This window comes from Paenisporosarcina quisquiliarum (assembly GCF_043641925.1).
Lineage (GTDB): Bacteria > Bacillota > Bacilli > Bacillales_A > Planococcaceae > Paenisporosarcina > Paenisporosarcina quisquiliarum_A.
Genome location: NZ_JBHZRU010000011.1, coordinates 80,666 through 105,764 on the forward strand (window position 1 = coordinate 80,666; position 25,099 = coordinate 105,764).

The 25,099-nt window shown below is 35.6% G+C and carries 28 protein-coding genes; 21 read left to right on the forward strand and 7 right to left on the reverse strand.

Annotated elements, in window-relative coordinates; translation table 11 throughout:
- Positions 1-8: 8 nt before the first annotated feature.
- Positions 9-2,069, reverse strand: a complete 2,061-nt coding sequence (gene mobQ, locus ACHUE4_RS09970; RefSeq protein WP_394189527.1) for a MobQ family relaxase — start codon at positions 2,067-2,069, stop codon at positions 9-11.
- Positions 2,070-2,288: 219 nt separating this feature from the next.
- On the opposite strand from mobQ, the gene ACHUE4_RS09975 reads away from it, so the two are divergent.
- From ACHUE4_RS09975 to ACHUE4_RS09995, 5 genes are all read left to right on the forward strand, one after another.
- The gene (locus ACHUE4_RS09975) at positions 2,289-2,519 is read left to right on the forward strand and encodes a hypothetical protein (protein ID WP_394189529.1); all 231 of its coding nucleotides are present in this window, start codon (positions 2,289-2,291) and stop codon (positions 2,517-2,519) included.
- A complete protein-coding gene (locus tag ACHUE4_RS09980) occupies positions 2,506-2,769 on the forward strand; it encodes a hypothetical protein (RefSeq protein WP_394189531.1) in 264 nt (87 codons plus the stop codon). The genes ACHUE4_RS09975 and ACHUE4_RS09980 overlap by 14 nt, the downstream gene beginning before the upstream one ends.
- A 235-nt stretch (positions 2,770-3,004) precedes the next feature.
- Entirely contained in the window at positions 3,005-3,733 is a 729-nt protein-coding gene (locus tag ACHUE4_RS09985; protein ID WP_394189533.1) for a Fic family protein, read from the forward strand.
- Positions 3,734-3,772: 39 nt separating this feature from the next.
- Positions 3,773-4,438 carry a Fic family protein gene (locus ACHUE4_RS09990; RefSeq protein WP_394189535.1) on the forward strand — a complete coding sequence of 222 codons (666 nt, stop codon included), beginning with the start codon at positions 3,773-3,775 and terminating at the stop codon, positions 4,436-4,438.
- A gap of 437 nt (positions 4,439-4,875) precedes the next feature.
- On the forward strand, positions 4,876-5,514 hold the full coding sequence (locus ACHUE4_RS09995; RefSeq protein WP_394189537.1) for a hypothetical protein: 639 nt from the start codon (positions 4,876-4,878) through the stop codon (positions 5,512-5,514).
- Positions 5,515-5,831: 317 nt separating this feature from the next.
- Here the strand turns inward: ACHUE4_RS09995 and ACHUE4_RS10000 are convergent, their stop codons facing one another.
- The 5 genes from ACHUE4_RS10000 to ACHUE4_RS10020 form a co-directional block, all read right to left on the reverse strand.
- Positions 5,832-6,146 (reverse strand): hypothetical protein, encoded by a 315-nt coding sequence (locus tag ACHUE4_RS10000; protein WP_394189539.1) that lies wholly within the window; start codon positions 6,144-6,146, stop codon positions 5,832-5,834.
- Positions 6,147-6,354: 208 nt separating this feature from the next.
- Positions 6,355-6,696: a hypothetical protein gene (locus ACHUE4_RS10005; protein WP_394189541.1), complete on the reverse strand. Its 342-nt coding sequence runs from the start codon at positions 6,694-6,696 to the stop codon at positions 6,355-6,357.
- A gap of 263 nt (positions 6,697-6,959) precedes the next feature.
- Positions 6,960-7,481 carry a hypothetical protein gene (locus ACHUE4_RS10010; protein ID WP_394189543.1) on the reverse strand — a complete coding sequence of 174 codons (522 nt, stop codon included), beginning with the start codon at positions 7,479-7,481 and terminating at the stop codon, positions 6,960-6,962.
- Positions 7,482-7,585: 104 nt separating this feature from the next.
- The gene (locus ACHUE4_RS10015; RefSeq protein ID WP_394189545.1) at positions 7,586-8,077 is read right to left on the reverse strand and encodes a hypothetical protein; all 492 of its coding nucleotides are present in this window, start codon (positions 8,075-8,077) and stop codon (positions 7,586-7,588) included.
- Between the two features lie 147 nt (positions 8,078-8,224).
- A complete protein-coding gene (locus ACHUE4_RS10020) occupies positions 8,225-8,416 on the reverse strand; it encodes a hypothetical protein (RefSeq protein ID WP_394189547.1) in 192 nt (63 codons plus the stop codon).
- A gap of 782 nt (positions 8,417-9,198) precedes the next feature.
- On the opposite strand from ACHUE4_RS10020, the gene ACHUE4_RS10025 reads away from it, so the two are divergent.
- The 5 genes from ACHUE4_RS10025 to ACHUE4_RS10045 all read left to right on the forward strand — a co-directional run bounded on the left by ACHUE4_RS10025 (position 9,199) and on the right by ACHUE4_RS10045 (position 14,045).
- Positions 9,199-9,867, forward strand: coding sequence for a hypothetical protein (locus ACHUE4_RS10025; RefSeq protein WP_394189549.1), 669 nt, complete (start codon positions 9,199-9,201; stop codon positions 9,865-9,867).
- Between the two features lie 104 nt (positions 9,868-9,971).
- Positions 9,972-10,400, forward strand: coding sequence for a hypothetical protein (locus tag ACHUE4_RS10030; RefSeq protein ID WP_394189551.1), 429 nt, complete (start codon positions 9,972-9,974; stop codon positions 10,398-10,400).
- 370 nt (positions 10,401-10,770) lie between these two features.
- Positions 10,771-11,628, forward strand: coding sequence for a ParA family protein (locus ACHUE4_RS10035; protein WP_394189553.1), 858 nt, complete (start codon positions 10,771-10,773; stop codon positions 11,626-11,628).
- Positions 11,621-11,983 (forward strand): DUF5388 domain-containing protein, encoded by a 363-nt coding sequence (locus ACHUE4_RS10040; protein WP_394189555.1) that lies wholly within the window; start codon positions 11,621-11,623, stop codon positions 11,981-11,983. The genes ACHUE4_RS10035 and ACHUE4_RS10040 overlap by 8 nt, the downstream gene beginning before the upstream one ends.
- A gap of 550 nt (positions 11,984-12,533) precedes the next feature.
- Positions 12,534-14,045 (forward strand): primase C-terminal domain-containing protein, encoded by a 1,512-nt coding sequence (locus ACHUE4_RS10045; protein WP_394189557.1) that lies wholly within the window; start codon positions 12,534-12,536, stop codon positions 14,043-14,045.
- Positions 14,046-14,176: 131 nt separating this feature from the next.
- Here the strand turns inward: ACHUE4_RS10045 and ACHUE4_RS10050 are convergent, their stop codons facing one another.
- Positions 14,177-14,491, reverse strand: coding sequence for a helix-turn-helix domain-containing protein (locus ACHUE4_RS10050; RefSeq protein WP_394189559.1), 315 nt, complete (start codon positions 14,489-14,491; stop codon positions 14,177-14,179).
- 317 nt (positions 14,492-14,808) lie between these two features.
- On the opposite strand from ACHUE4_RS10050, the gene ACHUE4_RS10055 reads away from it, so the two are divergent.
- The 11 genes from ACHUE4_RS10055 to ACHUE4_RS10105 all read left to right on the forward strand — a co-directional run bounded on the left by ACHUE4_RS10055 (position 14,809) and on the right by ACHUE4_RS10105 (position 24,696).
- Entirely contained in the window at positions 14,809-15,753 is a 945-nt protein-coding gene (locus tag ACHUE4_RS10055; protein ID WP_394189561.1) for a replication initiator protein A, read from the forward strand.
- 219 nt (positions 15,754-15,972) lie between these two features.
- Complete coding sequence (locus ACHUE4_RS10060; RefSeq protein WP_108587780.1) at positions 15,973-16,197, forward strand: hypothetical protein; 225 nt, start codon at positions 15,973-15,975, stop codon at positions 16,195-16,197.
- 20 nt (positions 16,198-16,217) lie between these two features.
- The gene (locus ACHUE4_RS10065; RefSeq protein WP_394189563.1) at positions 16,218-17,252 is read left to right on the forward strand and encodes a TrsD; all 1,035 of its coding nucleotides are present in this window, start codon (positions 16,218-16,220) and stop codon (positions 17,250-17,252) included.
- Positions 17,253-17,264: 12 nt separating this feature from the next.
- The gene (locus ACHUE4_RS10070) at positions 17,265-19,136 is read left to right on the forward strand and encodes a VirB4 family type IV secretion system protein (RefSeq protein ID WP_394189565.1); all 1,872 of its coding nucleotides are present in this window, start codon (positions 17,265-17,267) and stop codon (positions 19,134-19,136) included.
- Between the two features lie 17 nt (positions 19,137-19,153).
- Entirely contained in the window at positions 19,154-20,227 is a 1,074-nt protein-coding gene (locus ACHUE4_RS10075; RefSeq protein ID WP_394189567.1) for a M23 family metallopeptidase, read from the forward strand.
- Between the two features lie 14 nt (positions 20,228-20,241).
- Complete coding sequence (locus tag ACHUE4_RS10080) at positions 20,242-20,793, forward strand: hypothetical protein (RefSeq protein ID WP_394189569.1); 552 nt, start codon at positions 20,242-20,244, stop codon at positions 20,791-20,793.
- Between the two features lie 30 nt (positions 20,794-20,823).
- Entirely contained in the window at positions 20,824-21,075 is a 252-nt protein-coding gene (locus ACHUE4_RS10085) for a hypothetical protein (protein ID WP_394189571.1), read from the forward strand.
- Positions 21,072-22,097 carry a conjugal transfer protein TrbL family protein gene (locus ACHUE4_RS10090; protein WP_394189573.1) on the forward strand — a complete coding sequence of 342 codons (1,026 nt, stop codon included), beginning with the start codon at positions 21,072-21,074 and terminating at the stop codon, positions 22,095-22,097. The genes ACHUE4_RS10085 and ACHUE4_RS10090 overlap by 4 nt, the downstream gene beginning before the upstream one ends.
- 14 nt (positions 22,098-22,111) lie before the next feature.
- Complete coding sequence (locus tag ACHUE4_RS10095) at positions 22,112-22,852, forward strand: hypothetical protein (protein WP_394189575.1); 741 nt, start codon at positions 22,112-22,114, stop codon at positions 22,850-22,852.
- Positions 22,853-22,890: 38 nt separating this feature from the next.
- A complete protein-coding gene (locus tag ACHUE4_RS10100; RefSeq protein WP_394189577.1) occupies positions 22,891-24,435 on the forward strand; it encodes a hypothetical protein in 1,545 nt (514 codons plus the stop codon).
- Between the two features lie 12 nt (positions 24,436-24,447).
- A complete protein-coding gene (locus ACHUE4_RS10105) occupies positions 24,448-24,696 on the forward strand; it encodes an AbrB/MazE/SpoVT family DNA-binding domain-containing protein (protein ID WP_394189579.1) in 249 nt (82 codons plus the stop codon).
- Positions 24,697-25,099: the final 403 nt, after the last annotated feature.

Sequence of the window (25,099 nt, forward strand, 5' to 3'; positions counted from 1 at the left end):
CCACCCTTCTATAAGTCGACTTCTAAATCTAATTGCTGACGGATGCGTTGATTCTTCGTTTTTCTCTTTAGTTTGGATGATAGTTGTGTAGGATGCTTTGGTCCGTGAGAAGAACTAGATTGATGGATTAATTGCTCAAGCAATTCGCTGGATGCTCGTCCCCCAATAAAGTGTGAGATATCTCGTTGTGCGGTTGATAAACGATTGAAAAATGAATGAGCTTGTGTTTTTTCATAGGCTTGATGCTTAGCTGTTCGTTCCGTTTCCTGGACTGCAGCGAATCGGATGCAAGCTTTTAAATTTGGCTCCAACCCATTCTTCAACTCATCTTTGTAATAGCGCAAGATGTCAGCTTTTACTTGGAGTGGTAACGCATCAATCTGTTTAAGTGTGCTTTCTTTTTCATCTGCAAACTTATCACAAATCAGCACTCCTAATTGTTCGTTTACCACTTCAGCTTTACGACTGCTTTGTGTTAAAAGTTGCTGCATCGTATTAACTTTAATAGAGAGCTGATACACCTGCTCAGGTTCACCGCGCATTTGTATAAGCGCATCTTTTTCTTTACCCAACTTATTGCGAGTGAGCGATTGAATTCGAACGGTATTGCTTATACTATCGCTTTTTTCTATGAGTTGTTCGATTTCAGCGATTGCTAATACTTCTGAGACTTCTTCAGGATAAGGTACTTGATCCAACCTATTCTGTTTGAGTGCTTCAACAATGTCAGATTTCGTGCGAAGAACGCGATCATTCCATTTAAATTCTTCTGCGACATCTGGGAAGATTTCATTGAATGTACGATGTGTAATGAGTGAACACACATTGTAAACTCGTTCCGTATGTTCAAGTAACATGTCTTGCGTTTTCGCTTCTTTTTCTTGGTCTACATCTTTACTCTCATATGCTTCTAGTCGAGGAACAAATTGCTCATAGAATCCATCTATTGAGAAGCCTTGTGACTGAAGAAATTCCTTGTTTTGTGCATGATACGATTTGTTCACCGCATCCAGTAATGCATGTGTAACGGTCAATTCGGTTTCTTTAGGTTCGAGTGTACGCTCTCTCCAACGATACAGTCCGTCTAGGTGATGACGGACATTTGTAAAATTCACTTCTTGTTTCAAGCGTCCTTGTAAGAAATGAATACTCTTCATGTACTCGGGTTCAAGTTGACTCATTACGAGACTTGATTCCTGGTGAAGAAGGTTCTCTACTGATGGTGTAGATTGATGTGCAACGAGAGATACAATTTTAGATTCCAGTCGTGCAATCTCATGATTTGTTTTTCGGATTTCTTGATTTATTTGATGATAAAAAGTGGTAGCTTCTTTCCCTTGTGCTTCTAATCGTTTCACAAACTGATATTCATTTCGCTTTAAACGAACTTCTGCCACTTTTTCCAAGCCTTGTTCTTCAAAAGAAAGCGCAGATACTTTTTGATCGATACCGTTTTCTAAAAAAGTATCATTAATGGTTTCAGCATATGCAAGTCTCCACTTTACCAACGTTTCACGGTGATTCCAATCCGTCGATGATACCGTTTGGAAAATCTTTTTTCCATCATCTGTTCGTTTTATTTCTCCATTTTCATCTCGTTCATACACTCTTCTCTTTTTATCTCCCCATGTACCATCTTCCTTAAATGGACGAACCGTCAATAAGATATGTGCGTGTGGGTTGTGTTCTTTATCTCGATGAATAGCGACGTCCGCCACCATTCCTTCATCGACAAAGTGTGTTTGAACAAATGTTTTCACTAGATTCTTCTGTTGATCGTGATTGAGTTCGAGTGGCAAAGCAATGAGAATTTCACGAGCTAACTGAGCATTCCATGCTTTTTCTTTAGTCTCGACTTCATTCCATAATTGTTCGCGATCAAGCGTCCATTTAGGGGCGTGATCAGGTTTTAAGATGAATGCTTCAGGGGCTACCCCACGAGTTCGAAAGCATTTCGTTTCTTCATCACGTTCTGAATACAAAGGCATTCCACTTCGGTAGCTGGCACTTGCTACTACGGATTGTGTTTTTTTACTAATCACGTTCGCTCGCAGCATGTAATAACTCATCTTAAATCCCTCCCCTCTTTTTTCTTAATCTTCTATATATCCGAAGGCGACAAACTTTTTGACCGAAGGAAAACCCAGGGCACCACTTTAGTGGTGTATAAATGGGCACTCGTCTTTTAGTCCTCGGATTGATTATACCATAAATTTTCCTTTTCTCTAGATTATTTTTATTTATATGTTAATATTTTTATATATAAAACAAAAAGGAGTGAAAGACTAATGGCGAATAACTTTGAAAAGATTTTAACGATCGAACAACAAATTGAGAAATTAAAGGAGAAACAAAAACGATTAGAGGAACAAATGCAGGTGAATATTGGACGAGAACTATTGAAGGTATGGAATGTTGATTCAGAGGAAGAAGCATTGAAATGGATTCAAGAGCTGGCTGTTCATGTGAATGGAGAAAATAAAACACTTCAAGACGAAGTGATGAATGATGAAGGATAATCGACTCCAACAAGCGAAAGAGTTACAAGAAAAAGTGAAGAGCTTGCAGCAAAAGAAGAAACGATTAGAAAACGAAGCTTTGCGAAAGGTGAGTTGGGAAAATAGAAAAGCTCGAACCAAACGGTTAATTGAAACGGGGGCTCTGGCAGAAAAATATTTTGGCTTAGAAGAATTGTCCGTTGAAGATCGTGAGAAAGTATTTCAGATGTTTTCTGGATTTGTCAAAAGCAAGAGAGTGGAAAAAAACTAAACAACTTGGCTGTATTCAAACAAGTAGAAATATCTACTTATGTTAGGAGTAAATATTTAGTACTCTCCCCCACTTGGATGAACGTAGGGAACATCTATCTAACTAAATCAAGTCTCACTTTGATGTAAATGGTAGAATAAATTATGTGATTTAAAATCAATTGAAAATAAAAAATGTGATTTAAAATAGGATATAGATAAGATGGCTGTTGAGAGTAGCTAGAGAGGTGATTTTTATGCGTTTCCAAGAAATTGACTTAAAGAAGAATAAATTAGACCAAGCTCGACCTTTGCCGATTCATTCTGTGAAATCACTGTTAAATCATGTATTAATCGACTGGACCTATAATTCAAACGCCATCGAAGGAAATACATTAACAATTTCTGAAACGAAAGTGGTTTTAGAAGGAATGACAATTGGCGGCAAGACAATGCGAGAGCATCTGGAAGTGATTAATCATCGAGACGCAATTAATTTCTTAGAAGAAGTTGTTCAAAAAAATGAACGTTTAACGGAGTGGACAATAAAATCTATTCACCGACTTGTGTTAAAAGGAATTCAAGAAGATAATGCCGGCGTTTATCGAAAAGAAAATGTGGTAATTGGTGGTGCATCTCACCGTCTGCCAGACCATGTAATCGTTCCAGAATTAATGGAACAATTTATTTCAAAAGTAGAAAACGAATGGTCAACGATTCATCCTGTAGAACGTGCAGCAAAAGTGCATGCTGAGTTTGTGAAAATTCATCCATTTATCGATGGTAACGGACGCACTTCTCGTTTGTTAATGAACTATGAATTAATGAAAGCTGGCTTCCCCCCTGCTGTTATAAAAGCGATTGATCGTGCACGTTATTATGACGCCTTGGATCTTGCGCACACGACTGGCGATCACGAACCATTTATTCAGTTAGTTAGTAATTCTGTAAATGAAAGTTTAGATCTTTGGTTAAGTGTTGTTTAATTCGTATTCATTAATTGTTTCAAAGAAGGAGAAGTATTCGTGAACATTTCAAACAAGTACAACCTGAATGAGCGAGAAGCCAAATTTTTATTAAAGAAAAGTATTGTGGGACTGATTCATTCGGCTTCACGCTTAGAAAAGGTGAACACAACCTTTCCTCAAACAAAAACAATTGTAGAAGGTATGAGTGTAAGTGGAGTTAGCATGGATGATGTACAGGTTATCCTCAATCTTAAAAATGCCTATCAATATGTATTGAAATTATCTGGTGATACTACATTTAATTTGAGTATAGCTTGTAAAATAAACAGTTTTATTTCTTATAATGAATCATTAGAATGGGGCGTTTTACGAACAGGTAATGTTGGAATACATGGTGTTGACTATACACCTTCAATTCCGATCGAATCAGAAGTAGTCTCTGCGATACATGAAATTATGAGTGGTGAAGGATCACTAACATACAAAGCTTTGAAATTTATGTATTATGCGATGCGAACACAACTGTTTTGGGATGGAAATAAACGTACGGCAATTGTTTCTACCAATGCTATTATGATGTTAAATGGCTTGGGTATTGTGAATATCAGTGAACAACAACTCGAGCATTGGAATCAATTGTTATCCGAATTCTATGAAACGAATATGGATGAAACAATCATTCAATGGACCTATGATAACTGCGTTCATGGAATCGATTATTAAATGGATATATAATTCAGTTCCAATTAAATTAAGCAGTCTTACAGTTACTAAAAACCAAATCGTAAAAGAGCACACAAAATAAAGTAAAAGAGTCCAATTCATAAGCGAATTGGACTCTTTTAAATATCGATAAATATTTGACTTTGTAGGACATACATTTTTTTAAAAAAGTGAGAAAGTAACTCATTTATCAGTTTTAGCCTTTTTCTTTTGCAACGGAAGATGGTGTTTATTTGCATGATCAATGGCTTTCTTTGCCCATAACATTGCTTTATCTTTCTTTTCCTTTCCCATGATAATCCTCCTGTTCTTATTCTTCGATACTAGCATTCTTACCAATAGCGAAAAGATCTATACATATCTCCCCCCTCTCTTTCATAAGTTAAAAATAAACCTATGACACTAAGAAACTGTCACAGATATAAGGAGAGATAAATATGGCTCAAGTACATCAGGAAATAGGGAAGAGAAAAATACGTAGCGATAAAAAACATGAAGTGAAGCCAACAATTACTATTCATTTAAAAGAAGCGATTTCACGCTTATCGTATATTTCAAATACACCTGTAAAAAATGTGGCCGAACAAATATGTATAAAAGGTATCGTCACACCGAAAGTGCTTGAGCATCTTGCGTTGAACTTTAGACGTGACTTAAAGCTTGGGACTACTTTCTATATGGGGGATTTAAGTAGAACGTCTATGCAAAAAAAGACGGTCTCTTCTCAAAATGAACGAATTGGAATACGGTTTAAGCAGAACGATTACGAAAATCTGACCGCATTGGCCTATGCACTAGATGTAACCCCCTCTCGTGCGACCGCTCTCTTACTTGAGGCAAGTATCAAAAATTCGAATTTTATAAATGATTTTTTTCATAATTACCTAACAACACAACTTGATGGAAATCGAATGAAAGAATTAAAGAAAGTCATGAAGTTCATTAATGCAAATAATCCTTACGAAGAAGAAATATCATGGGGAGTTATGATTTCACTTATTTATGATGAAATGAAAGTAGGAACGAAAAGTGTGCCTGAAGCGATTAATGATTTTATTAATTACTGGAGAAAATAAAAAAACTGCCATCTGCTGATTACGGCAGAGTTTTGGTTTATTGTTTTTCAATATCTTGATGAAAAACGGTTAAACGGTTAAAAGTGTATGTGCATTAAAATAGATTGAGTATTAAATAATATTTCTATTTGTAGATTTGTAGACTCGTCTACAAGGGTGCTCTTCAAAAGTTTAAAAAACGAAATCGAGTCCCAAATAGGAATTTAAAATGAGTTGATAGTAGTGGTTTAGGGTTTCTTTTTTGTGTTCTTTTTGTAAGCTTAATTTTTTTCTTACTCCTTGTTAAACTAAAGCACCTCGTTAGTTGAATAAGAATTTTAATCTGCGACTGTCTTTAATTCAAACTTCATACGGTCTAAATCCCAAACGTCATCATCATTATTAGAAAAGACAGTTACTACAAGTTTCTGCCCAATGCTATACTTCTCTACATTATCAACAGGTATTTCGTAAATATTCCCGTCTTTTCTACCTTCATCTACCCCGTCATATTCTTTAATAACTAACATTTCTTCTTCAACAAGTATCTCCTCTACTGTTCCTGTGAAAGTAAAGTCCTCTTGATAATCAGAACAGCCAGTAATAAATAAAAAAATCAATAATAATAAACTTATTGTGATTTTATTTTTCACAATAACACCCCCTTGAAAAATTAGATGCATAATACGTACTAAAGTTTTAGATTGTTGTTCAACTAAACTGCTGCGTTAGTTCAGTAAGCAAAAGAACTCATACTCAACCTGAGAATCTTCAACTCAAGCCACCCATTAGCACAATAAGCTTAATATTTATCCGTTGTTATGTGCTTCAAGTTTGTTGTCATCCACACTTAAACTTCTTCTATTTCCTGATTAAGGTCCCAATAGTTTCTTTGCTTGAACCATCAACAAAAATAGTGATATTTCCCAAGTCTTGGTTTTTACTCTCAAAAGTGACCGAATATATTTCATCTTCATTATGTTTACCAAAAAATATTTTTGCATTATTAGGGAGAGCGTCAAGGTCTACTTTCTCTATCTTTGCACTATCATTTTTATTTACTAGCTCCGCCTTTTCTTTTTCAGACAAACTAGTGAATGCAATGTCTTGAAGTTCACTATTATCATCTACATTACAACCTGTAAAAATAAACATTATTAATATAAAACAAAATATATATAATATTTTTTTAATCTTTCTCAACTCCTCTTTTATATATCTAAACAGTTATTGAACTAAATGTGTTTTTGGTGGTTAATGATGAAAATGAAAACCGCGTATTGAAGTAAAGGACACCTTAACACATTCTCTTACGCTTAATAATTTACATATATTAACTTATTCAACACTACTCAAATAAATCCTTCTTCTTAGACTAACTGCCTCGTTAGTTCAACAAGCAAAAGGCTTTACCTCTTCTTGAAGTAAAGCACTCGTTAGTTCAATAACATTACTCATTTATAGATTTAATACTCAGGTGAAATTTCATAGTAATGTGTTTGCTTCTTCTTACTATCAAATACAACAGATTTATCTAAGAAGAAATACATTCTAAAGCCATTTTCATCCTCGATAATCTTTGGATAGTTATTTTCCTCATCTTTAATCCGTTTAATTTTATCGTCTGTTATTACTCCATAACGAACATAAAAATCATCAAAGTTAGTAAACGACCAATTAAAACCATTTTCTGCGTGAAGTGGAAGGGAACCTCCTCCGACATACCATTCCCATTTAGCATTTTTCAATTTAATAAATGCATCGTAAAGTTCATTATCTTTCGTATAAAAAACCAGAATACCGTCTTTTACAACTTCTAAATGAATTATCTCCTCTACATCCATATTTGTATCTTTCATTTCATCCAGCAATTGTTGTTTAATGGTTGTAGTTTCAATTTTGTTGTTATCACAAGCACTTATTGAAATTATCGAAACAATAGATAAACAAGCAAATAAACATAATTTAATCCATTTATTCATCTTCAATCTAAATCAGCTTCCTTTTCTTTAACTAAATTTCTTACGTTAGTTCAACAAGCACAATGCTTTACCTCTAATTGAAGTAAAGCACCCGTTAGTTGAATAAGAGATTAGTCAATTGCCACAATTTTGTAAACAGGAATTTCAATTTTGCTTTCTATCACATTATTTGAATCCAACGAAAAATTAGCAATCGCTTCAAATTCAAAAGTGCCTGGCTTTAATTTAAGTTTTTCTATCCCTTCAAAATTCACCCTATGAGGTTCATTCCGAATCAGTGTTGTTGTTAATAATGGTAGGTTCATAGCACCTAAATATTCAAAATCACCATCTTGTTGATAAACATTAAACATAAAAATACTTCCACCATGATATATATCTTTTTGAGCTTCTTCTCCCATATAAATAATGGTGGCATAAACATTAAGGTCTTTTTCACCAGTTTCAACGTTTATTGTGACTTTGAAATCATCCACCTGATTAGATTCATTGTTGATTCCCGGTTCATTACTAACATTTTCTTTATTGTTATTTGTTCCACAGCCCATTAGTCCGAAAACCAAAATTAATAATAAAGATTGAACAATAAATAATCTACTCATCGTCTCTACCCCCTTTGTTTATTAGCCGTTATTAAATAAAAAAAAGTTCAAAAATATTAAATGTCCTTATTAAACAAACCTGCTGCCTTAGTTCAATAAGAAAAAAAGTTGCCTAAGCAACCCGATGTTTTTTACTAAAGCACTCCGTTACTTTAATAAGGTGTCATTAGTTTTAATATTCTTTTTTGCAAAAATGCCAGTTAGTAAAATTATGATTCCTATTATGGTTACTGTAAATTCAGCAATATAAAAGTCACCATCTCTAATCAAACGAATTAGAAAAGAAACACCAAAGCCAGCTATTAAAACTAATCCAAAATACACAATCCAATTTTTCATATTAACTCTCCCTTTTTTATTCAGGTTTCGTAAATCTTGCCGCGTTAGTTTAAGTGAAAACCTTCATAATTTAATATTAATTTTAACATATTTATCCATTATGAGTGTTTATATTAAGGAAATTATTCTTCATATCTTTAATGATCTTTAATGATTTATCCCCCCCTCCTTTTACATGCCCAAATCAAATAATTTAAAATTCACCCTATCACTGCATCATAAAAAAATACGGCAGTTGCCCTTGAAAATAAAGGGAATTTACCATGTATGTCGAAATAATAGCATTTAGAATGCTGTGAAAATTATTGAAGTGGTCTACAAGTAGTTAGTGGTTCACCAATGCTACAATTTAGGTTTCGTTACTGGTCTATAGGTGGTTCGTGATGCACAAATGGTGATAACAGAAATTAAGTTGGGTGGTCTATTGGTAGACAGTGGTCTACAGATGATTAGAAATCTAATTCCCAATGAGCAACGATTGGTTGTGGGTTCATTAGTGTTCTAGGAATGGCTTATCATTTGTTGTTAAGTTGGGTTCGCTGAGGCATGATCGATGGTTCTAGTCCACCTAGATACCAATGCCGTGTGGTCTATGAGTGATGAGTGATCTACAAGTGGAGTTTATATATAAATCTTTGGTGTCCTATTAGTGATTAATGATTTAGTAATGCTCGATGAATGATGCACCACTTTTGTTGCTGGATGCATGTAGGTTGGTTCATTTGTGGGACGCAAAGCATTCGTGAATCACTCTAACTATTTAATAAGAAGGCGGTATGTATATGGAGATAAAAGATGCAGTTTGGCAAATAAGTGACTTCACTGAAGAAATACAAAAACGATACGAAGAAGAAACCACTGTTAAAGATTCTGTTCATTACAATACCGTCGATAAATGGTTTAAAGATCTTGAGAACAAAGGAATTCATTACATTCAAAGAGTAGCAGACAAAAAGGTGTATGATGACTTGGACATTGCGATTGCCATCTTTATCATGAAAAAAAGATTGCAAAAATGGAGTTTAGAGGCGATTTTTAACATTCTTTCAGCCCACCTAGAAGTGAGGCCATTTCCGGATTTACGTAATGATGAACCACTTGGGTTAAGTGAGGCACAAGTGATGGTGGAGATGGTTCGTAAATTTGAAAAAATGCAGAAAGAATTAGAAGCAAGATTATTTATCGAACTGGATTTAAAGAAAAAAGAATTAGAACAACAATTGTTAAATAGATTGCCAATACCAAAAACAGATCAAGAAATTAGAGCTGAAAAAACAGACCTCATGATTTCTTCAGTCAGAAAGCGTTATGAATTAGAGGAAAAAGCGATTGCCGAATGGAACCAGCTGCCGATAGAACAGAAAGTGAGAAAAGTTGGCTTTTTCCGTAAGGAAGAAGATCTTCTGAAGAGAGACAACTTTATTAGGGAATTTGTAAAAAAAATGCTTTAAATATACTAACGGGACAGAATTCTGAAACATATGAGGTTTCAAAGCCGTATAGAAATCATCTGGGATATACTTAGAAAAAATTTGAAGAACAAGGGGTGAAGAATTTGAATCGACAGGAATTGTATACAAAAATAAAATTAATTGGTGTAGAGTCAGGCGTTATTGAAATTAGTTATAGTGGCACACATATTGGAATTGATTTTTACGATGAAGATACGGGAGTCTCTGATAGATTACACTCAATTGAGCTAGTGAAATATAGTTGCATTAATGAATCTTATGTAAATTTAGATCGCATTAAAAATAGTGAAGAAGCAAAATCAGTAGAGAGGCAACTCAGGGATAAGGGAAATAAGATGAGGTCTCAATTAGTAGCCAAAGCAAAAGAAATGGCAGCAGAAATTACTAAGCGAGCAGGTATTCCTGTTAAGGTTATTCCAAGACTACAAGGAACTCCTTATGTTGCAACTGAATTTGAAAATAATATGGATACTGCACGTGATGTCTTCGCAGGAATTGATGATGATTATTAAAATATAATGAAATATTGGTTCAAAACTTCACTTCGACAAACGAGTGTTTGAGTTGAACAAGAAAGAAGATCGTTGTATGCGGTCTTTTTTTATTTGCCTAAGCCCATAAGCATTTTTTAGGAAATTACTCTGATTTTAGTAAAAATCTACAAATCTACATGTAGATTTGTAGATTGGTATACATGTAGATTTGTAGATTAGTGGGAAAAACTAATATAAACCCTTGATATAACTAATGTTTTTTAAAAAGAAGGTTGTACTATTTTAAAATCAATGTTATTTTTAAATTATTAGTTATCTCCATCAGTCTACAAGTATACAAAAACATAAAACATAATTTACAATTTTCATAATAAAAGGAGGCAATTTAATGGACAACTTATCATGTCAGGTTATCACATTTGGAAATTTCAAAGGCGGTACTGGTAAAACTACGAACAGTACAATGATTGCGTATTGTTTAGCTAATATGGGTTACAGAGTGTTATTAAGCGACCAAGATCCTCAAGCGAATGCAACTAGTTTATTTCTCCGGACCAAGGCATTATTGGAAGACGATATTGTTTCATACGAAAAGACTTTGATGTCCGCAATTCAGGAAGAAGATTTAAGTAGCATTGTTACTCAAATTAAGAATAATTTGTACCTTCTCCCAAGTTTCAGTGACTTTGCCCAGTATCCTAAGCTATTAGAAAAAAAATTCCCTAATGAAATTGATAGGGTACAGTTTTTTTCTAAATTGTTGCAACCATTAAAGGAAGACTATGATTTTATTTTCATTGATGTTCCTCCTACCATTTCAATTATCACGGATTCAGCTTTATATGCTTCTGACTTTGTCGTTGTTGTGTTGCAAACACAAGAGAGAAGTCTGCAAGGCGCTGAAGGATTTACCACTTATCTTCAAACATTAATAGATGATTATGATGCGGATCTCGATATCTTAGGAATCCTTCCGGTCTTATGGAAAAATGGTGCAGCTGTAGATATTCAGACACTCGATACCGCCAAAGAGATTTTTGGCGAACATAATATATTCCAAAAAGTAGTTAAACAGATGGAAAGATTAAAACGATTTGACATGACGGGCATTACTGAAAATGATATGCATGATAAAAATGTCATTGAAAGCTATACCCAGGTGGCAACCGAGTTTATTCATCGATTAGATGCAGCAGTTAATTCATCAGATTCAACAAACACGATTGGAGAAGTTGTAGATGTCTGATTTACTTAGAAAGAAACAACCTAACAAGATTCAAAGAAGCCAAAACGTTGTACCTAAAAATACGTTTAATATAAAGGAACTTGAATCCAATCAAGAACATAAACAAGAATCAGTTGCTCTCTCGTCAACAAAGAAAGAAAAAAATAGCAATGTGACAGCCGAAAAAACTACGACTGTTCGTGTTAGTATGAATACCAAAAATAAGTTAAATGCCCTAGTTACTTTGGGTATCGCTACAACGGTTGACGATGTAACGGATTTGTTAATTAATGATTACCTTACCAATATATTAACTAAGGACGAAAGAAAACAATTTGAAATTATCTTCGACCTTTATAAAAGTAAAACTAAATAATATTTTAAGATGAAATAGTTTCTGCTATTTCATCTTTTTTTAAAACGGTAGATTAATCTACTTGTAGATTAGTAGATTCGTCTACAAGTAGATTTGTAGATTAGTAGATTCGTCTACAAGTAGATTTGTAGATTCATCTACAAGTAGATTTGTAGATTCATCTACAAGTAGATTCCCATCTTCGGTATTTTAAAATATATTGTATTTTTAAATGCTTTTCTTAATTTCTTAAAGCTCTGATGTATAAGGTTTTCAAGGTATACTTCCTTAAAATAAATACCACTTATATGTAGATTTGTAGATTGGTCTACAAGTAGATTTGTAGATTAATCTACAAGTAGATGTGTAGATTCGTTTACAAGTAGATTAATCTACTTGTAAATTTGTAGATTTGTAGATGAGTCTACAAGTAGATTTGTAGACTCATCTACAGTATCTATAAACGTCAAAAACCCCTATTGTATAGGGGTTTTTGTTCTTCTATACTTTGTAACTAATTGAGAGATCCAGGTAATTTCTTAAACTAGTTGCTAGAGATAGGAGATGCGTAATGGAAGATTTGAAATCATTGTTTGACTTAGTTCTTCATGATGGATTAATGGAACTCAAAAAAATCGGTTCACGAGCATCTCTACTAAAACAAACTCTTGTTAAGAGAGAATCTTCTCATAACAAAAAAGGAAGTATTTTTGTTACTCGTACAAAAGGAGATTTACATACTTCTAGTGGAGTAAAAGGATATATTCTAACTTCTAAAGAATCATTGATTGAAGATAGTAATCAACTATCACACTGGACACCTAATATTTTTAACTACGGTAGTTACACCAATAATCGACGTAATTACATAAAAGGACATGCAGAAACAAATTTACAACAAATCAATTCGTTTGTTGTCGATATCGATTCAAAAAAACAAGCATATACAGAAATTTTGACGGCAGCGCTGGATCAAAGCATTGGTGCACCGACAATAATTTTGGAAACCCCAAAAGGTTTTCAAGTTTATTTTGTACTGGACAAGCCATTATTTATTTCAAACAAAAATGATTTTCGTGGACTCAAAGTGGCCAAACGAATTTCAGAGAATATTAAACGCAGCTTAGCGAAGGTCTTACAGGGAGTCGATCTCTCGTGTAACGATTTTGGCTTTTTCCGTATGCCAAAAGAAGAAAACATTCGTTGGTTTTCAAAAGAAATGACGTTTGATTTTGGTCATTTAATTGAATGGTCCAGAAGACAAGACGACAATCATGGTCGCGGTTTATTTGAGGTGCACGAAAAAGAATCAGCTCACGATGTTACACAAGAAGCATGGTTTCAGGAATTACTGCAAGCCAAACATGTAAAAGGGCAAGAAGGACAAATTGGCCGTGATAACTTATTATTCACGTTGGCTTTAGCTTGTTACAGTGCTGGAAAAGAGGAGAATGTAACGTATAACATGCTTGATGAAGCGAATTCTTCTTTGCATGCTCCGCTGAAGCACTCGGAAGTGAGAAAAATTATAAAAAGTGCCTACCGTGGGCGTTTCAAAGGTGCTCATTCCTCCTATATTCAACAACTAGTAGAAGAGTGGGGGAGTGGAAAACAGATTGTGATTCAGTCCAACTCAAAGGGATGGCACAAATTTAAGAAGGCTCGGAAAGATCGGTCTCGAAGTCATTACAACGAGTGGGAAAGTGATATTTTAACGTATATCAGTACACACGCGAATGTAAATCAACCGATCAAGTGGGGGACACAAAAAGAAATGTGCGAAGAAATTGGCATCTCTCGCAGTACATTTCATGAAGTCGTAAAACAATCGACCAAAATCATGATGAAAACAGAAGGAAGAGGCTGCAAAGCAAAAACGGGATTAACGTCGGTTGCTGTGCTTCTTCAATGTGCGCTTTTATTCAACCAAGCCCATCGGGCAATATACTACAAAGCCGTGCAGCGAATGATGAGTGAACGAGAGAACTTAGAAGCTATTAAATCACTGAATGACACGGTAAAATCTGTTGAACATGCTGTCATACCAAGGGAACCGGATCTATTTACGATCGATTCAAGCTAATTGTCCAGTCTGCCATTACATATCTGTATACGTATCTTGTTCTGTTTTTGCTCCTTTGTTTTAGGTATCTATCCATCATCTTTTTTCTTTGCAAACAAAAAAACACAACCAGAAATAGGCGTGTTTTCAGGTTATTCGTTTTCAGTTGGTGTTTTCTCAAGTTGATAGGCAGCGAATTTGTCAAAGATACGGTCTAATTGTTGGGATTTGAAATCCTCTGCAAAAGCGCGGATAAAAACTTCGTTTGGATTGATATCAAGGACGTTGCAATAATGAATAATCCATCCAATACTCAAATTGGATTTGCCGTTTTCAGCTAATGAAATCCTTGCTGCATGTTGATCACTGTTTTTTTCAATTTGCTGAAGCGTCAATTTCTTTTCTTTTCGAATCTCTTTTAAAGTTCTGCCTATTTTTTGATAAATATCCTGTTCATTTTCGGTCATAGTGGAAAATCCTTTCAAAAAATCATTATGCATCTAATGAATGTGAGTGTTATACTGGATTAAAATTTTATTTATATATCAAAAAATCTCTACAAACTTGGTTATTGGACAGTTTGGCGACCAGCAATAATCAAGTATATCGGTAGAGAAATTCCAAGGAAAATTCATGTAATTGATGTAGTAAGTATAGCATTTGAATCAAGAATTGTGAACCTCTATTCATCTGTTATCTTTGCCACGTAGACATCAAAAGTGAATGAATGAACCCTTCTTTGGAGTCTCTAGTGTATTAACTAAATACGAAGGAGGATTTTCACATGTCTAAGAAGTTTCGCGTGCAAGAAGAAGTAGGGGAACGTTTTTATCGTTTACCGAAGATCTTTTTTACGAGTGAACAGTATAAGAAAATGAGCAATGACGCGAAGATTGCCTTTGCTTTGCTACAAGATCGATTAGAATTGTCCATTCGAAATCAATGGTTTGATGAAGAAGGATATATTTACTTTCTTTTTGGAAATGAGCAATTAAGTGAGATTTTAAACTGCAGCAAGCCGACTGTCATTAAAATCAAAAAAGAGCTGCAAAAGGCTGATTTGCTGGAAGAAAAACGAATGGGTCTATCGCAATCAAATCGTCTTTATTTACTGAAACCACAGGTCACAATTGACGATGTAATGAAATTACAAGAGAAGAAAGAATACCCTCTGTTCTTAGAGCCCCAACAGAAGTTAAAAAATTTAACTTCAAGAAATCAAAATTCTTTACTTCAAGAAGTTAAAAAATTTAACACTAATGATACTGATCTTAGTGATACTGACTTTAAAGAGACTGATTATCTTATCAATCAAGGAATTGATGATATTGAGATGCCTGTCGTGATAAAAGAAGTGCTGATCAAATATAAAGAGCGATTGATGGATGATGGAATTAAGATACGTGATATTGTGAATCATTATTTCGGACATGCGTCTATTTTGACTGATTACCAATATGCGGATGCACTGCAATACTCGCTTGAACGGACGCCAGGTAAGATTAAAAGCATAACGGCTCGACTTACAAAAGCAGTAGAAGACAAGAAAGAGTGGTTAACGATTCAAGGAAAGAAGGGCAACTACCAGAAGAAAGATGAAACAGTGCCTGATTGGTTACTTCAGCAGCAACACAATCGAAAAACGCAGGCGTTTGATGAACAGCCTGACGAGTTAACGCCGGAATTCTTAGAAAAAAGAGAAGAGTTATTAGCAAAGTTGAGCAAGTAAGTTATCTCAACTTTGCTTTTTTTATTTATAAATAAAAATACAACTTCAAAGAAATAGACTTATCTCGAAATAATGTCTCTTGAATTCATGATAATATAGGAACTTATTGACTAGATAAAAAAGTAAAATTGAACTACCTAAAATATGGCATTCGCACTTGCCTTTATTGTGGCAATTCTGTTAAGGTGGATGAAATATAAGATTTAGGAGGTGGAGGAAATGTTTGAGAGAATACAAGGATTTTTAGATACGCTCTTTAGCGATATGCAGGGGACGTTTATTACCATCTTCGCCATTGGTTTACTTATTTGTGCAATTGGTGTGTGGGCAGGAGATGAACAATCTTCTCCAAAATTCAAGAACGGAATTAAATTATGTGTTTTAGGCGTGGTTCTATTCCTACTTGCTCGTCCGGTGATCGAGTATGTTCAAACGAATCTTTAATCTAGAAAGATGTGATAGCTATGCGTTCGGAAGGATACTTTGAACGACAAGAACGATTACGAACTTCTGGAAAAGTTGAATTACCGCTGAATATCGACACAAAGAAATATGTATATGGCAATATCTCATTTCAAGATGTGTTTGTCCTTTCACCTTTTGTATTGTTAGGAATTGTGATTTCGTATTCGTTATACAGATTCGGCTATTTAGATCAAAAATTAATGTTAATTGCTTTTGCACCTACGATGTTGGTCGCCGTATTTCAACTAACTAAACATCCAGTACGTAAGAATCTGTCACTTTTGCAATATAAGGTGATCTGGAAACTCAAAGCGAATGTGAGAAAAAAAGAGTTTTATTATGCGAAAGGAGACTTGCCGATGAGTCGAAAAAATGGCGATACACGAACTGAACTAGGATTAGTGAACATTGCCAATGGCTGCATCGAATCGTCCAATCGCACGCTAATCAAAGTATTAGAAGTTTCCTCTGTGAATTTATCACTAATGAACGAATTATCAAAAGAACGGGTGCTTGAGTCGTATCAATCGTTCTTGAATGATTCTGGGGAAAAACAAATTCAAATCATGCAGGTGGCACAACCCATTAATTTAACGAATTATTTGATGTGGTTTAATGACCAACTGGAGAATGATTCTTCTTATGCCAAACGTGTTTTGAAAACGGGGTATTTCAATCAAATCGAACGGATTCAGAAATCCAAAAACATGGTGACACGAAAACGCTATGTGGTCATCTCGAGACCAATGACTAGTTCAGATAAGGATTATCTGAAGATTGATACAACCGCAAACATATTAAAATCTAAACTTGAACAGATGCTAAGCGGATACGAAAAGCTGGACGTGACCGTACTGAATAATGATGAATTGTTGCGATTTTACTACTCGTGTATCGATTTTGAAAATGCACAAGCTCAAGGTGAAAACATCATCAGCAAAACCAATGCCAGTGCAGATGTCATTATCGGCAAAAACACAGCGAAAGAGTTGCTGAACTATTACAAGGATCAAATGAACAATCGATTTGAATAAGGAGGTGTCAGAATGAATTGGCTCAAACAACTACTCCCAAACAAAAAACAAGAATCAAATTTTGAAGAAACGGTGCGAGGGATGAATCAGTCTCTTCTGACCGTCTTAGCACCTGATAACATCACGGAATACGATTCGTACGTGCGTGTAGGTGCCAACTATACCCGGTCATTACTCATTGTTGATTATGATCCGGTGCAAGACCAAAACAAAATTCAACAAGTGACTGAAATTCCAGAGAACGTGTCTATTATCAATTATGTTCAGGAATACCATACAGGCGAAGTCCGTTCGCAACTTGTCAAAAGCATTAAGCAAAATCGTATGAAAATGAATACACGCTTTGCTGATGAAAATACGATGATTGATTCGCAAGGACAAATTGACAGTGCGTCAGAAATGCTCAAAAATTTGGCGTATCGAAACGATAAAATCTTCTTATTCCACACACTTATTCATTTAGTGGCGAGTTCTACAGATGAACTCGATCAATTAACCACGACAGTCAAAAGTAAATTCTCCAAAATTGGCATTATCCATAACCCGACGGATCGTGCTGTTGATGCTTTCCGTTCCTTTTTACCTCTGAATGAAAATAAGGTAGATGAGTTGACCTACAAGATGAGCAACTCCGAAGCCATTTCCTATTTCTTTCCCTTTCATGAAAATGAAATGTTTTCCCAGACGGGAATTATTAAAGGACGAAACATGACGACCGGTAATGTCGTAATTGTGGATGATACGAAGTTATTGAATCGACATGAGTTTGTCATTGGCATATCGGGTATCGGGAAATCTACGTATCTATTTGCCAATATGACGAACAAGCATATGCTCGGTCGTAAAATCATTACCATTGATCCAAAAGGAGAGTTCGGACGCAATTACGCAGATCTAGGTGGAGCGTGGGTGAAGTTCCAACTAAAAGGCGGGAATCGTATTAATCCGTTGGACCTCCCAAAAGTCAGTGATAAAGTCATCGTCGAAGAAACCGAATTTGGCAATATTTTGTTGACGAAAATCTCTAATCTACTGGTCATGTTTCGACTCATGTATAACGGCATGACGGATTTACAAGAAGAAATTTTGAGTAGTTATATTCAAAAGGTGTATGAAGAGAAAGGCATTACCGATGCGACCAATACAAGCGCACTAACAGCAACCGACTATCCAACATTACAAGACTTATATGAACTCATCGGCAAAGATCAAACGAACGATCCCTATTTATTTGATACGGTACGGGATTTTTATACGACACTCAAAACCTATGTAACGGGAATGTATTCGGAATTGTTTAACGGACACACCAACATCAGCATCGATAATGAACTGGTTTGTTATGACTTAAAAGAGATGAGTAACAACGAGAAGATTCAACGAATCTTGTTTTATAACATTCTCTCTCATACGACCTACGAAATTATGAGTGGGGACCGTGAACCAAGTGAAATATTTATCGATGAAGCTCACGTTATCGCAGACCCTAAAGTACCAAAAGCCATGGAATTCATTTACTTCATGATGAAAGTATTACGTTCCTTCAATTGTGGCATTACAACGGCTTCTCAGTCGGTAGAAGATTTTTTATCTGCTCGAGATGAGAATCGGAACTACGGGAAAGCGATTATCACGCAATCCGTACAGCGGTTGTATTTACCAATGAGCGAAGAAGAATTGAAATATTTAGAAGACGAACTAGGCAACACATTCTCAAAAGGAGAACGTGAAACACTCATTTTAAAAGATGGGAAGAAAAAAGAGCAGGCTGGAAAAGGAATATTCTATACGGGTTCTAAAAAAATCAAGTTGGAGGTCCAACTAAATGAAGTGACGGAAATGTTGTGGTTTGACCAGAAAAGTATTAACGATATCACGATTTAATGAGGAGGGATGAGGAGATGAATGCAAAGGAGACCGCCAAAACACTTGGCCATTTGCTATTCATGAAGGTATTCTTCAATCCAATTGGGTTGGTGGTCTTCGGAACTGCCCTCATTCTGATCGTACTTCCTGTCTTTATGTCGATGAATGGAAAAGACAAAGGCTTTGATTTAGAAAACCCAGAACAAAACATAGACGCGCTCTCAGGAGCCACAGGAGGCGCGTATTGCGCTGTTAATGGAGAAATAAACCAAGAGTTATGGGAAGCCAAAATGAGCACCGCAGGCGTCTTTTCTGGCAAAGAAAATCTCTTTATCCAAATTGCGAATGAACAAGGCATTGACCCGGTTCTCATGGCTGCGATTGCATTGCATGAAACGACCAACGGGACGTCACATGCAGTGGTCACCAAAAATAATCCAGGTGGGTTGATGGGGAAAGATGGCTTGATGCAGTTTTCAACATTAGAAGAGGGTTTGGAATCGATGGGACAAACGCTGCACAACCGCATCATTAAAGATGGATACGTGACCATAACCGATTTAGGTTCGGTTTATGCGCCAGTCGGGGCAGAGAATGACCCAACGAACTTAAACGCCCACTGGGTACCGACGATCACGGCGATGGTCAGTTCACTCGGTGGATTAACCATGAATTGCACGTTACAGTCCGGAGAATTTGCACAACCCATTCCAAATGTTCAAGTAAATTCAAATTACGGTATCCGTATTCATCCCGTTACGGGAGAAATCAGTAATCATCAAGGTGTCGACTTTGCGTGTAGTAGTCCTGAACCTATTTATGCAGCTAAGGAAGGGAAAGTCGTGTATGCAGAGTTTCCTAGCAGTTATCCAACGAATACGTACGGAAACATCGTTGTCATTCAGCATCCCAATAATCTCTTTACGGCGTATGCACATTTAAGTCGTATTGACGTTAAGGTTGGGCAAGAAATTCGACAGCTGGAAGTCATCGGCCGATGTGGGTCTACTGGTCGTTCGACAGGTGACCATCTTCATTTTGAGATTCATGCAGGACAGAAGTTTGGAACCCGACTCAATCCGATGTTGTATTTAAAAGAACCCGTGTAAGGGAGGGGTAGCCTATGGAAAGTCGCTTGAAACTCGTCAATATCTTACTGATTGTCTTGGTAGTGGGGTTGGCACTCGTTTTGTTTAATGTATTTGCAGCCAATCAAGACTTAAAACGAGAAAATGCAGACTTGTCGAACGGTGTCGAAAAAGTTGAAGCCTCTAAGAAAGAAGAAAAAGAAGTGTTTACTCAAACTGAACGTTTTCTAACAGACAGTTTACAAGGCGGCTCGATGGATTACTTTACGACACGTTACCGTAAAGAGGTAGAACAAACCCTGTCAGAAAACGAAACGTCTGAAGACGTGGACGTGAGTGAAATGAAAGAGCTTGAGATTTATAACATTTCCGTTCGAAAGCAAGAAGACTCCTATAAGGTATATGCACTATACAAAGCTACCTTAACAGGGATTGACGATGAGTTTGTGAATCCTGGGGATCAACCACTCTTAATCTTGATGTCCACGATTACATGGATAATCGAAGACGGTGAACTGAAGGTAGATGCCCACGATTTGGAACCCCTCGTATCAGGAGAACAGGTGATTCAAGAGATTTCTTCATAGACACGAGACACAAAAGGGATGTGAACAGAGATGCCCATCTTACAAAGAATAGTAAGGATGCAACGAAGGGTAAATCAACTCTTTGAGACCATCATTGATAAATTAGCCAAAAAGCAACTGGAGCAAGCCAGTCGGCAGTATGAATTGCAGTATGACAAGCCACTTAGTGCTCAAGAAGTTATTGAAATTAAAAAAGGTGTGGTCTTGCGAGTCGGGTTTTTCGGGTTTATTCCAGTCGTCATCCTGTTACTTACCCTCATGAATGGAGGTGTTGGAGGATGAAGAAACACATCTTGTTAGTCTTTGGGATGTTCCTACTATCATTTTTTATGATGAATGGTGTAGAGGCTGCTGAGGGTGAATTTATGGAAGATACTCTAAGAGATTATGAGAACACAGAAAATGTAACTACAGAGCAAGTAAACAGTGCTGAATCTTATATGGAAAATGCTTTATTTTTGAATAAATATGATTATGAAACAAATCAATTTGACTGCAATTGGTATGAAGTGATGTGCCAAACAAATGGATTCTTATTTACGACGGTTAGTGGGTTTGTATTTGGGGCAATTGATAGTTTTGGGAAATTTCAAATTGATTCTTCAAGTATCACTGGGAATGAAACTTATGAAGGCTATATGTTGAACTTTAAATCATTGGCATGGACAATGACGGCAATCTTTCTTATTTGGCAGACCATTAAAATAATCATTTTGTATTCTGCAAATGGTGATGAAGGTATGAACACGCTTTATGAAAAAGTGGTTGCGGTGATTACAGGAGCAGTATTACTAGGCATATACGGTGAATTGTTTGATTGGATATTGGAACTGACACATCTTTTAACAGAAACGATGTTAACCAATCCTGCTACACACTATAATGTGATGCAGGTGTTGGCTGTTAATTCCGTTGGATACGGAATTATTTTGATGTTAGTGGTATCGGCCATCTTGTTCGTTTTCTTTTTGTCTATCTTGTATCGAACAGTACTATTTGTTGTTTTGTATATTTCAGGAGTTGTAGCTATCCCCACCATCGTGAATGATCAATACAATTTCTTTAGTTTATGGCTCAAAATAGTAGTCAGCAATATTTTAACGCTAACGCTACAATTGTTGTGTTTTGTTCTGGGTGTAAAAACGTTGATTAATTTACAGAATGGGAACCTGTTATTCGGGTTATTATTTTTCATTGTTGGTTTGTCCATTCCAACATTGTTGAACCAATTTGGTGCGTCAACTGGTTCTGCAAGAGCCATGGGATCAACTGTTAAATATGTTGCGCGTTACGCGAAAAGATAAGGAGATGTTTGGTTATGAAAAAGTTTTTTTTGACAAGTGCTTTATCACTAGTTCTTTTACTGATAATTTCTGGTTGCAATAACGATGAAACTCCAACAAAAGAAAATGGTGAAAAGAACGAAACAGTATTTACTGAAGCAGATAAAGAGAAAGCTTTGGAGATGATTAAGGTATTGGAGGAAAACCTTGTTGAGTTCGAAAAACAAACAAATAGTTCAATTGCTGCTGGGGAAGTTGAAACTGGAGATAATGAAGCGTTTGTACAAAAAGTGAATGAGATGAGTGGAGATATTGTTTTGAAACCTTTTCTTGAAAAATTTCCAAAGAGTTTAATTAGTAATAGAGGAGATTTGAAAGTTACTTTTAGCCCTTTGAGCTCGGATGACTGCACTTTTGGTAATTGTAATTATGACTCCATTGTAGCTCCTACTTTACAAGTTAATGATAAGGAGTGGGAGACTTACAAGTCTGTTGAATTTGATATCACAGAATTAATATTAACAGATGTGAAAATTTCTTATCCGAACAAACAAGATACTGAGTCAACTACTATTAGCTTTGTAAAAGATGTTTCTGGTGATTTATATTTTTCCTTTAATCCTATTGTCAATTCAATCAATTTCAACCTAAAAGAATGGGATCAAGAATTTACTTCTATAAAATCTAAAGTTCCAGAAAGTGAAGTTGATGAGGAAGAGGATGAATTTAAACAAGAAGTCGAAGAACTGTTATCCAAGTTTCCTAAACTTCAATAAAGAAGGATTAAGTTAGATATGAAAGGAATGATAAGAATATGGTCATTCGAACGATTGCAAATAAGGTAGGGACCTTTGAGATTGAAGGAAATACGATTTCTTATTTACAACCCCTATCGACGTTTCACACACAAGAGATGAATCAAGTGCAAAAATGGTACAAAGATAAATTGCAAACTCTGAAACAATCTGATCAATACCTTCCTGCAAAAGACATCAGTTTTCAGTCTGGACAAGTCTGTTACACGTACGATGTGACTGGTCTTCAATCATTTAATGTTCTAAAAAAGATGTATTTAGAAGATAAATATCCATATTATCTTTCATTGATTCAATTGGCTAAAGAAAAACAAGTACAGGTTTTGTGGGAAACGGAGAACCTGGTAATTGATGTAGACACTAGCTCAGTAAAAACGCTCGTTATTGAACATCAATCTTTTACAATTGAGAATGAAAAATCACGACTGAATGCCGTGAAAGAATTAATTATCGTTTCGTTAACAAGCTTGCAGCATGTATACGGTCGTCCTAAACGTAGTGACTTTTTCGAACAAAGCGAGGAAGTCATCCAATTTGCTGAAATGATTTATTTGCGACTTGATTCACTTGATCATATGGCGTCTTTCATTCAATCATTGTACGATGAAAGTGAAGAACGAAAACGCCAAGAACAAGAGGAATTATCGCAACGAATAGCCGACAAAAAACGCTTCACTATTCCTAACCTAATTCCTATTCAGTTTTTTCAATCAAAATCAGATAAACGTGCTGAAATACGTACTGATTTATCGACTTCTTCAAAAAAACAGAAATCGATAAATCAAAAAGAAAGTAAGATGCGTTTTTTAATCGGGACAGCGATTATTTTAGTAGGTGCGCTTTTATTGAACATCCTTTTAACGAATGCCAATAAAAACGCGGAGTCATCTGAGCGTCAACCAGCTATTCAACAGGAAACAAATAATGTAGAAAAAGTCTACTTGAATGGATTATTGGGAGATACCGAAGGGGTCATGAAGGTTCTAGAAGCACGAGATTATGACAATTTAGATGAAAAAGAAAAGAAGTTATTGCATCAGCTTTGGATGAAACATGGATCTTATGAAAAGCTTTTAGCCAAGGATGAATCTGCAGTCAGCCAATTAACCGAGTATATGACGAATCAGAATCTACCTAAGGAGTTAGATCGGCTGCAAGACATATTGAAAGTTTCAAACCCACATATTGAATTTGCCAAAGGTGTTCTTGCTAAAGAGTGGGAAAAAGTTCTTGCAAATCGAGATGTTGTGGAACTAACAGAAGGGCGGAAAACCCATATCGTCACCGCATTTCTTCAAAAGAAAGACATGAAGGGTGCCAAGGCATTTGTTAGTGAAAACGCACCAAACAATGATGGATTGATGGATCGTGTATTAACTTCCGAGAAAAATCAAGTAGAGATGGCTGCACTAGAAGAAGAAAAAGCACTTCTTCAAAAAACGATTGATGAGAGCGAAGATTTGAGTAAAGTCTCAGAAGCCATGCAAAAAATGAATGAAGTTAAAAGTAAATTGGACAAATTAAATAAAAGTAATGGACTGTGAGGTGTTGAGAGATTGCAAACAAAACGAATTGGGAAATTAGGACGAATCTTATTACCTAAAGATATTCTAGAACGCTTTCAATTAAAGGACGGCGATATGATTGATATTTCGTATAATGATACCCAAATAATCATTGAGCCCCATCGTGAAACTTATGTTTGTGCTATTACAGGTAAAATTTCAACCGAGGCGGTAAAAATTGGTGAGGCGTGGATTAGTAAAGATGGAATTAAAAGATTAATTGAATATATTGATCAGTAAAAGCCTGAAATAGCTTCAGGCTTTTTTGTTAGAAAACCAGGAATTAATGGTCTTCGTATACTTACAGTGTTTTTTGAGCTTTTGAGCTTTCTTGAATGGTCAAGAACTCGTTCAACAATCTTAGTTCAGTAACCTATACGACACTAAGCTTAGGGACAAGATTAGGATCGTGGCCAAAAGAAAAGCCACCTTGTAAAGGCAGCAAAGAACGCGTTATTTGAAGAAGACTTATTTTAGAATTGACACTCACTGTGACATAAAAAGTGACGGGTTTCCCCCGTCTAATTTAGCTTATCTAGTTTATCAGAAATATTACTTAGTATTTTGTTCTTTTCCTGCTGTATCTGTAAAAATTTAATCAAAAACCAAATTACAAATACAACTGGGACTATTGTAAACAAGA

Excerpts from the sequence above, each read along its gene's own strand:
- mobQ (WP_394189527.1), bottom strand. The coding sequence starts at position 2,069 with ATGAGTTATTACATGCTGCGAGCGAACGTGATTAGTAAAAAAACACAA.
- ACHUE4_RS09975 (WP_394189529.1), top strand. The coding sequence starts at position 2,289 with ATGGCGAATAACTTTGAAAAGATTTTAACGATCGAACAACAAATTGAG.
- ACHUE4_RS09980 (WP_394189531.1), top strand. The coding sequence starts at position 2,506 with ATGATGAAGGATAATCGACTCCAACAAGCGAAAGAGTTACAAGAAAAA.
- ACHUE4_RS09985 (WP_394189533.1), top strand. The coding sequence starts at position 3,005 with ATGCGTTTCCAAGAAATTGACTTAAAGAAGAATAAATTAGACCAAGCT.
- ACHUE4_RS09995 (WP_394189537.1), top strand. The coding sequence starts at position 4,876 with ATGGCTCAAGTACATCAGGAAATAGGGAAGAGAAAAATACGTAGCGAT.
- ACHUE4_RS10015 (WP_394189545.1), bottom strand. The coding sequence starts at position 8,077 with ATGAGTAGATTATTTATTGTTCAATCTTTATTATTAATTTTGGTTTTC.
- ACHUE4_RS10020 (WP_394189547.1), bottom strand. The coding sequence starts at position 8,416 with ATGAAAAATTGGATTGTGTATTTTGGATTAGTTTTAATAGCTGGCTTT.
- ACHUE4_RS10025 (WP_394189549.1), top strand. The coding sequence starts at position 9,199 with ATGGAGATAAAAGATGCAGTTTGGCAAATAAGTGACTTCACTGAAGAA.
- ACHUE4_RS10035 (WP_394189553.1), top strand. The coding sequence starts at position 10,771 with ATGGACAACTTATCATGTCAGGTTATCACATTTGGAAATTTCAAAGGC.
- ACHUE4_RS10040 (WP_394189555.1), top strand. The coding sequence starts at position 11,621 with ATGTCTGATTTACTTAGAAAGAAACAACCTAACAAGATTCAAAGAAGC.
- ACHUE4_RS10045 (WP_394189557.1), top strand. The coding sequence starts at position 12,534 with ATGGAAGATTTGAAATCATTGTTTGACTTAGTTCTTCATGATGGATTA.
- ACHUE4_RS10050 (WP_394189559.1), bottom strand. The coding sequence starts at position 14,491 with ATGACCGAAAATGAACAGGATATTTATCAAAAAATAGGCAGAACTTTA.
- ACHUE4_RS10055 (WP_394189561.1), top strand. The coding sequence starts at position 14,809 with ATGTCTAAGAAGTTTCGCGTGCAAGAAGAAGTAGGGGAACGTTTTTAT.
- ACHUE4_RS10060 (WP_108587780.1), top strand. The coding sequence starts at position 15,973 with ATGTTTGAGAGAATACAAGGATTTTTAGATACGCTCTTTAGCGATATG.
- ACHUE4_RS10065 (WP_394189563.1), top strand. The coding sequence starts at position 16,218 with ATGCGTTCGGAAGGATACTTTGAACGACAAGAACGATTACGAACTTCT.
- ACHUE4_RS10070 (WP_394189565.1), top strand. The coding sequence starts at position 17,265 with ATGAATTGGCTCAAACAACTACTCCCAAACAAAAAACAAGAATCAAAT.
- ACHUE4_RS10075 (WP_394189567.1), top strand. The coding sequence starts at position 19,154 with ATGAATGCAAAGGAGACCGCCAAAACACTTGGCCATTTGCTATTCATG.
- ACHUE4_RS10080 (WP_394189569.1), top strand. The coding sequence starts at position 20,242 with ATGGAAAGTCGCTTGAAACTCGTCAATATCTTACTGATTGTCTTGGTA.
- ACHUE4_RS10085 (WP_394189571.1), top strand. The coding sequence starts at position 20,824 with ATGCCCATCTTACAAAGAATAGTAAGGATGCAACGAAGGGTAAATCAA.
- ACHUE4_RS10090 (WP_394189573.1), top strand. The coding sequence starts at position 21,072 with ATGAAGAAACACATCTTGTTAGTCTTTGGGATGTTCCTACTATCATTT.
- ACHUE4_RS10095 (WP_394189575.1), top strand. The coding sequence starts at position 22,112 with ATGAAAAAGTTTTTTTTGACAAGTGCTTTATCACTAGTTCTTTTACTG.
- ACHUE4_RS10100 (WP_394189577.1), top strand. The coding sequence starts at position 22,891 with ATGGTCATTCGAACGATTGCAAATAAGGTAGGGACCTTTGAGATTGAA.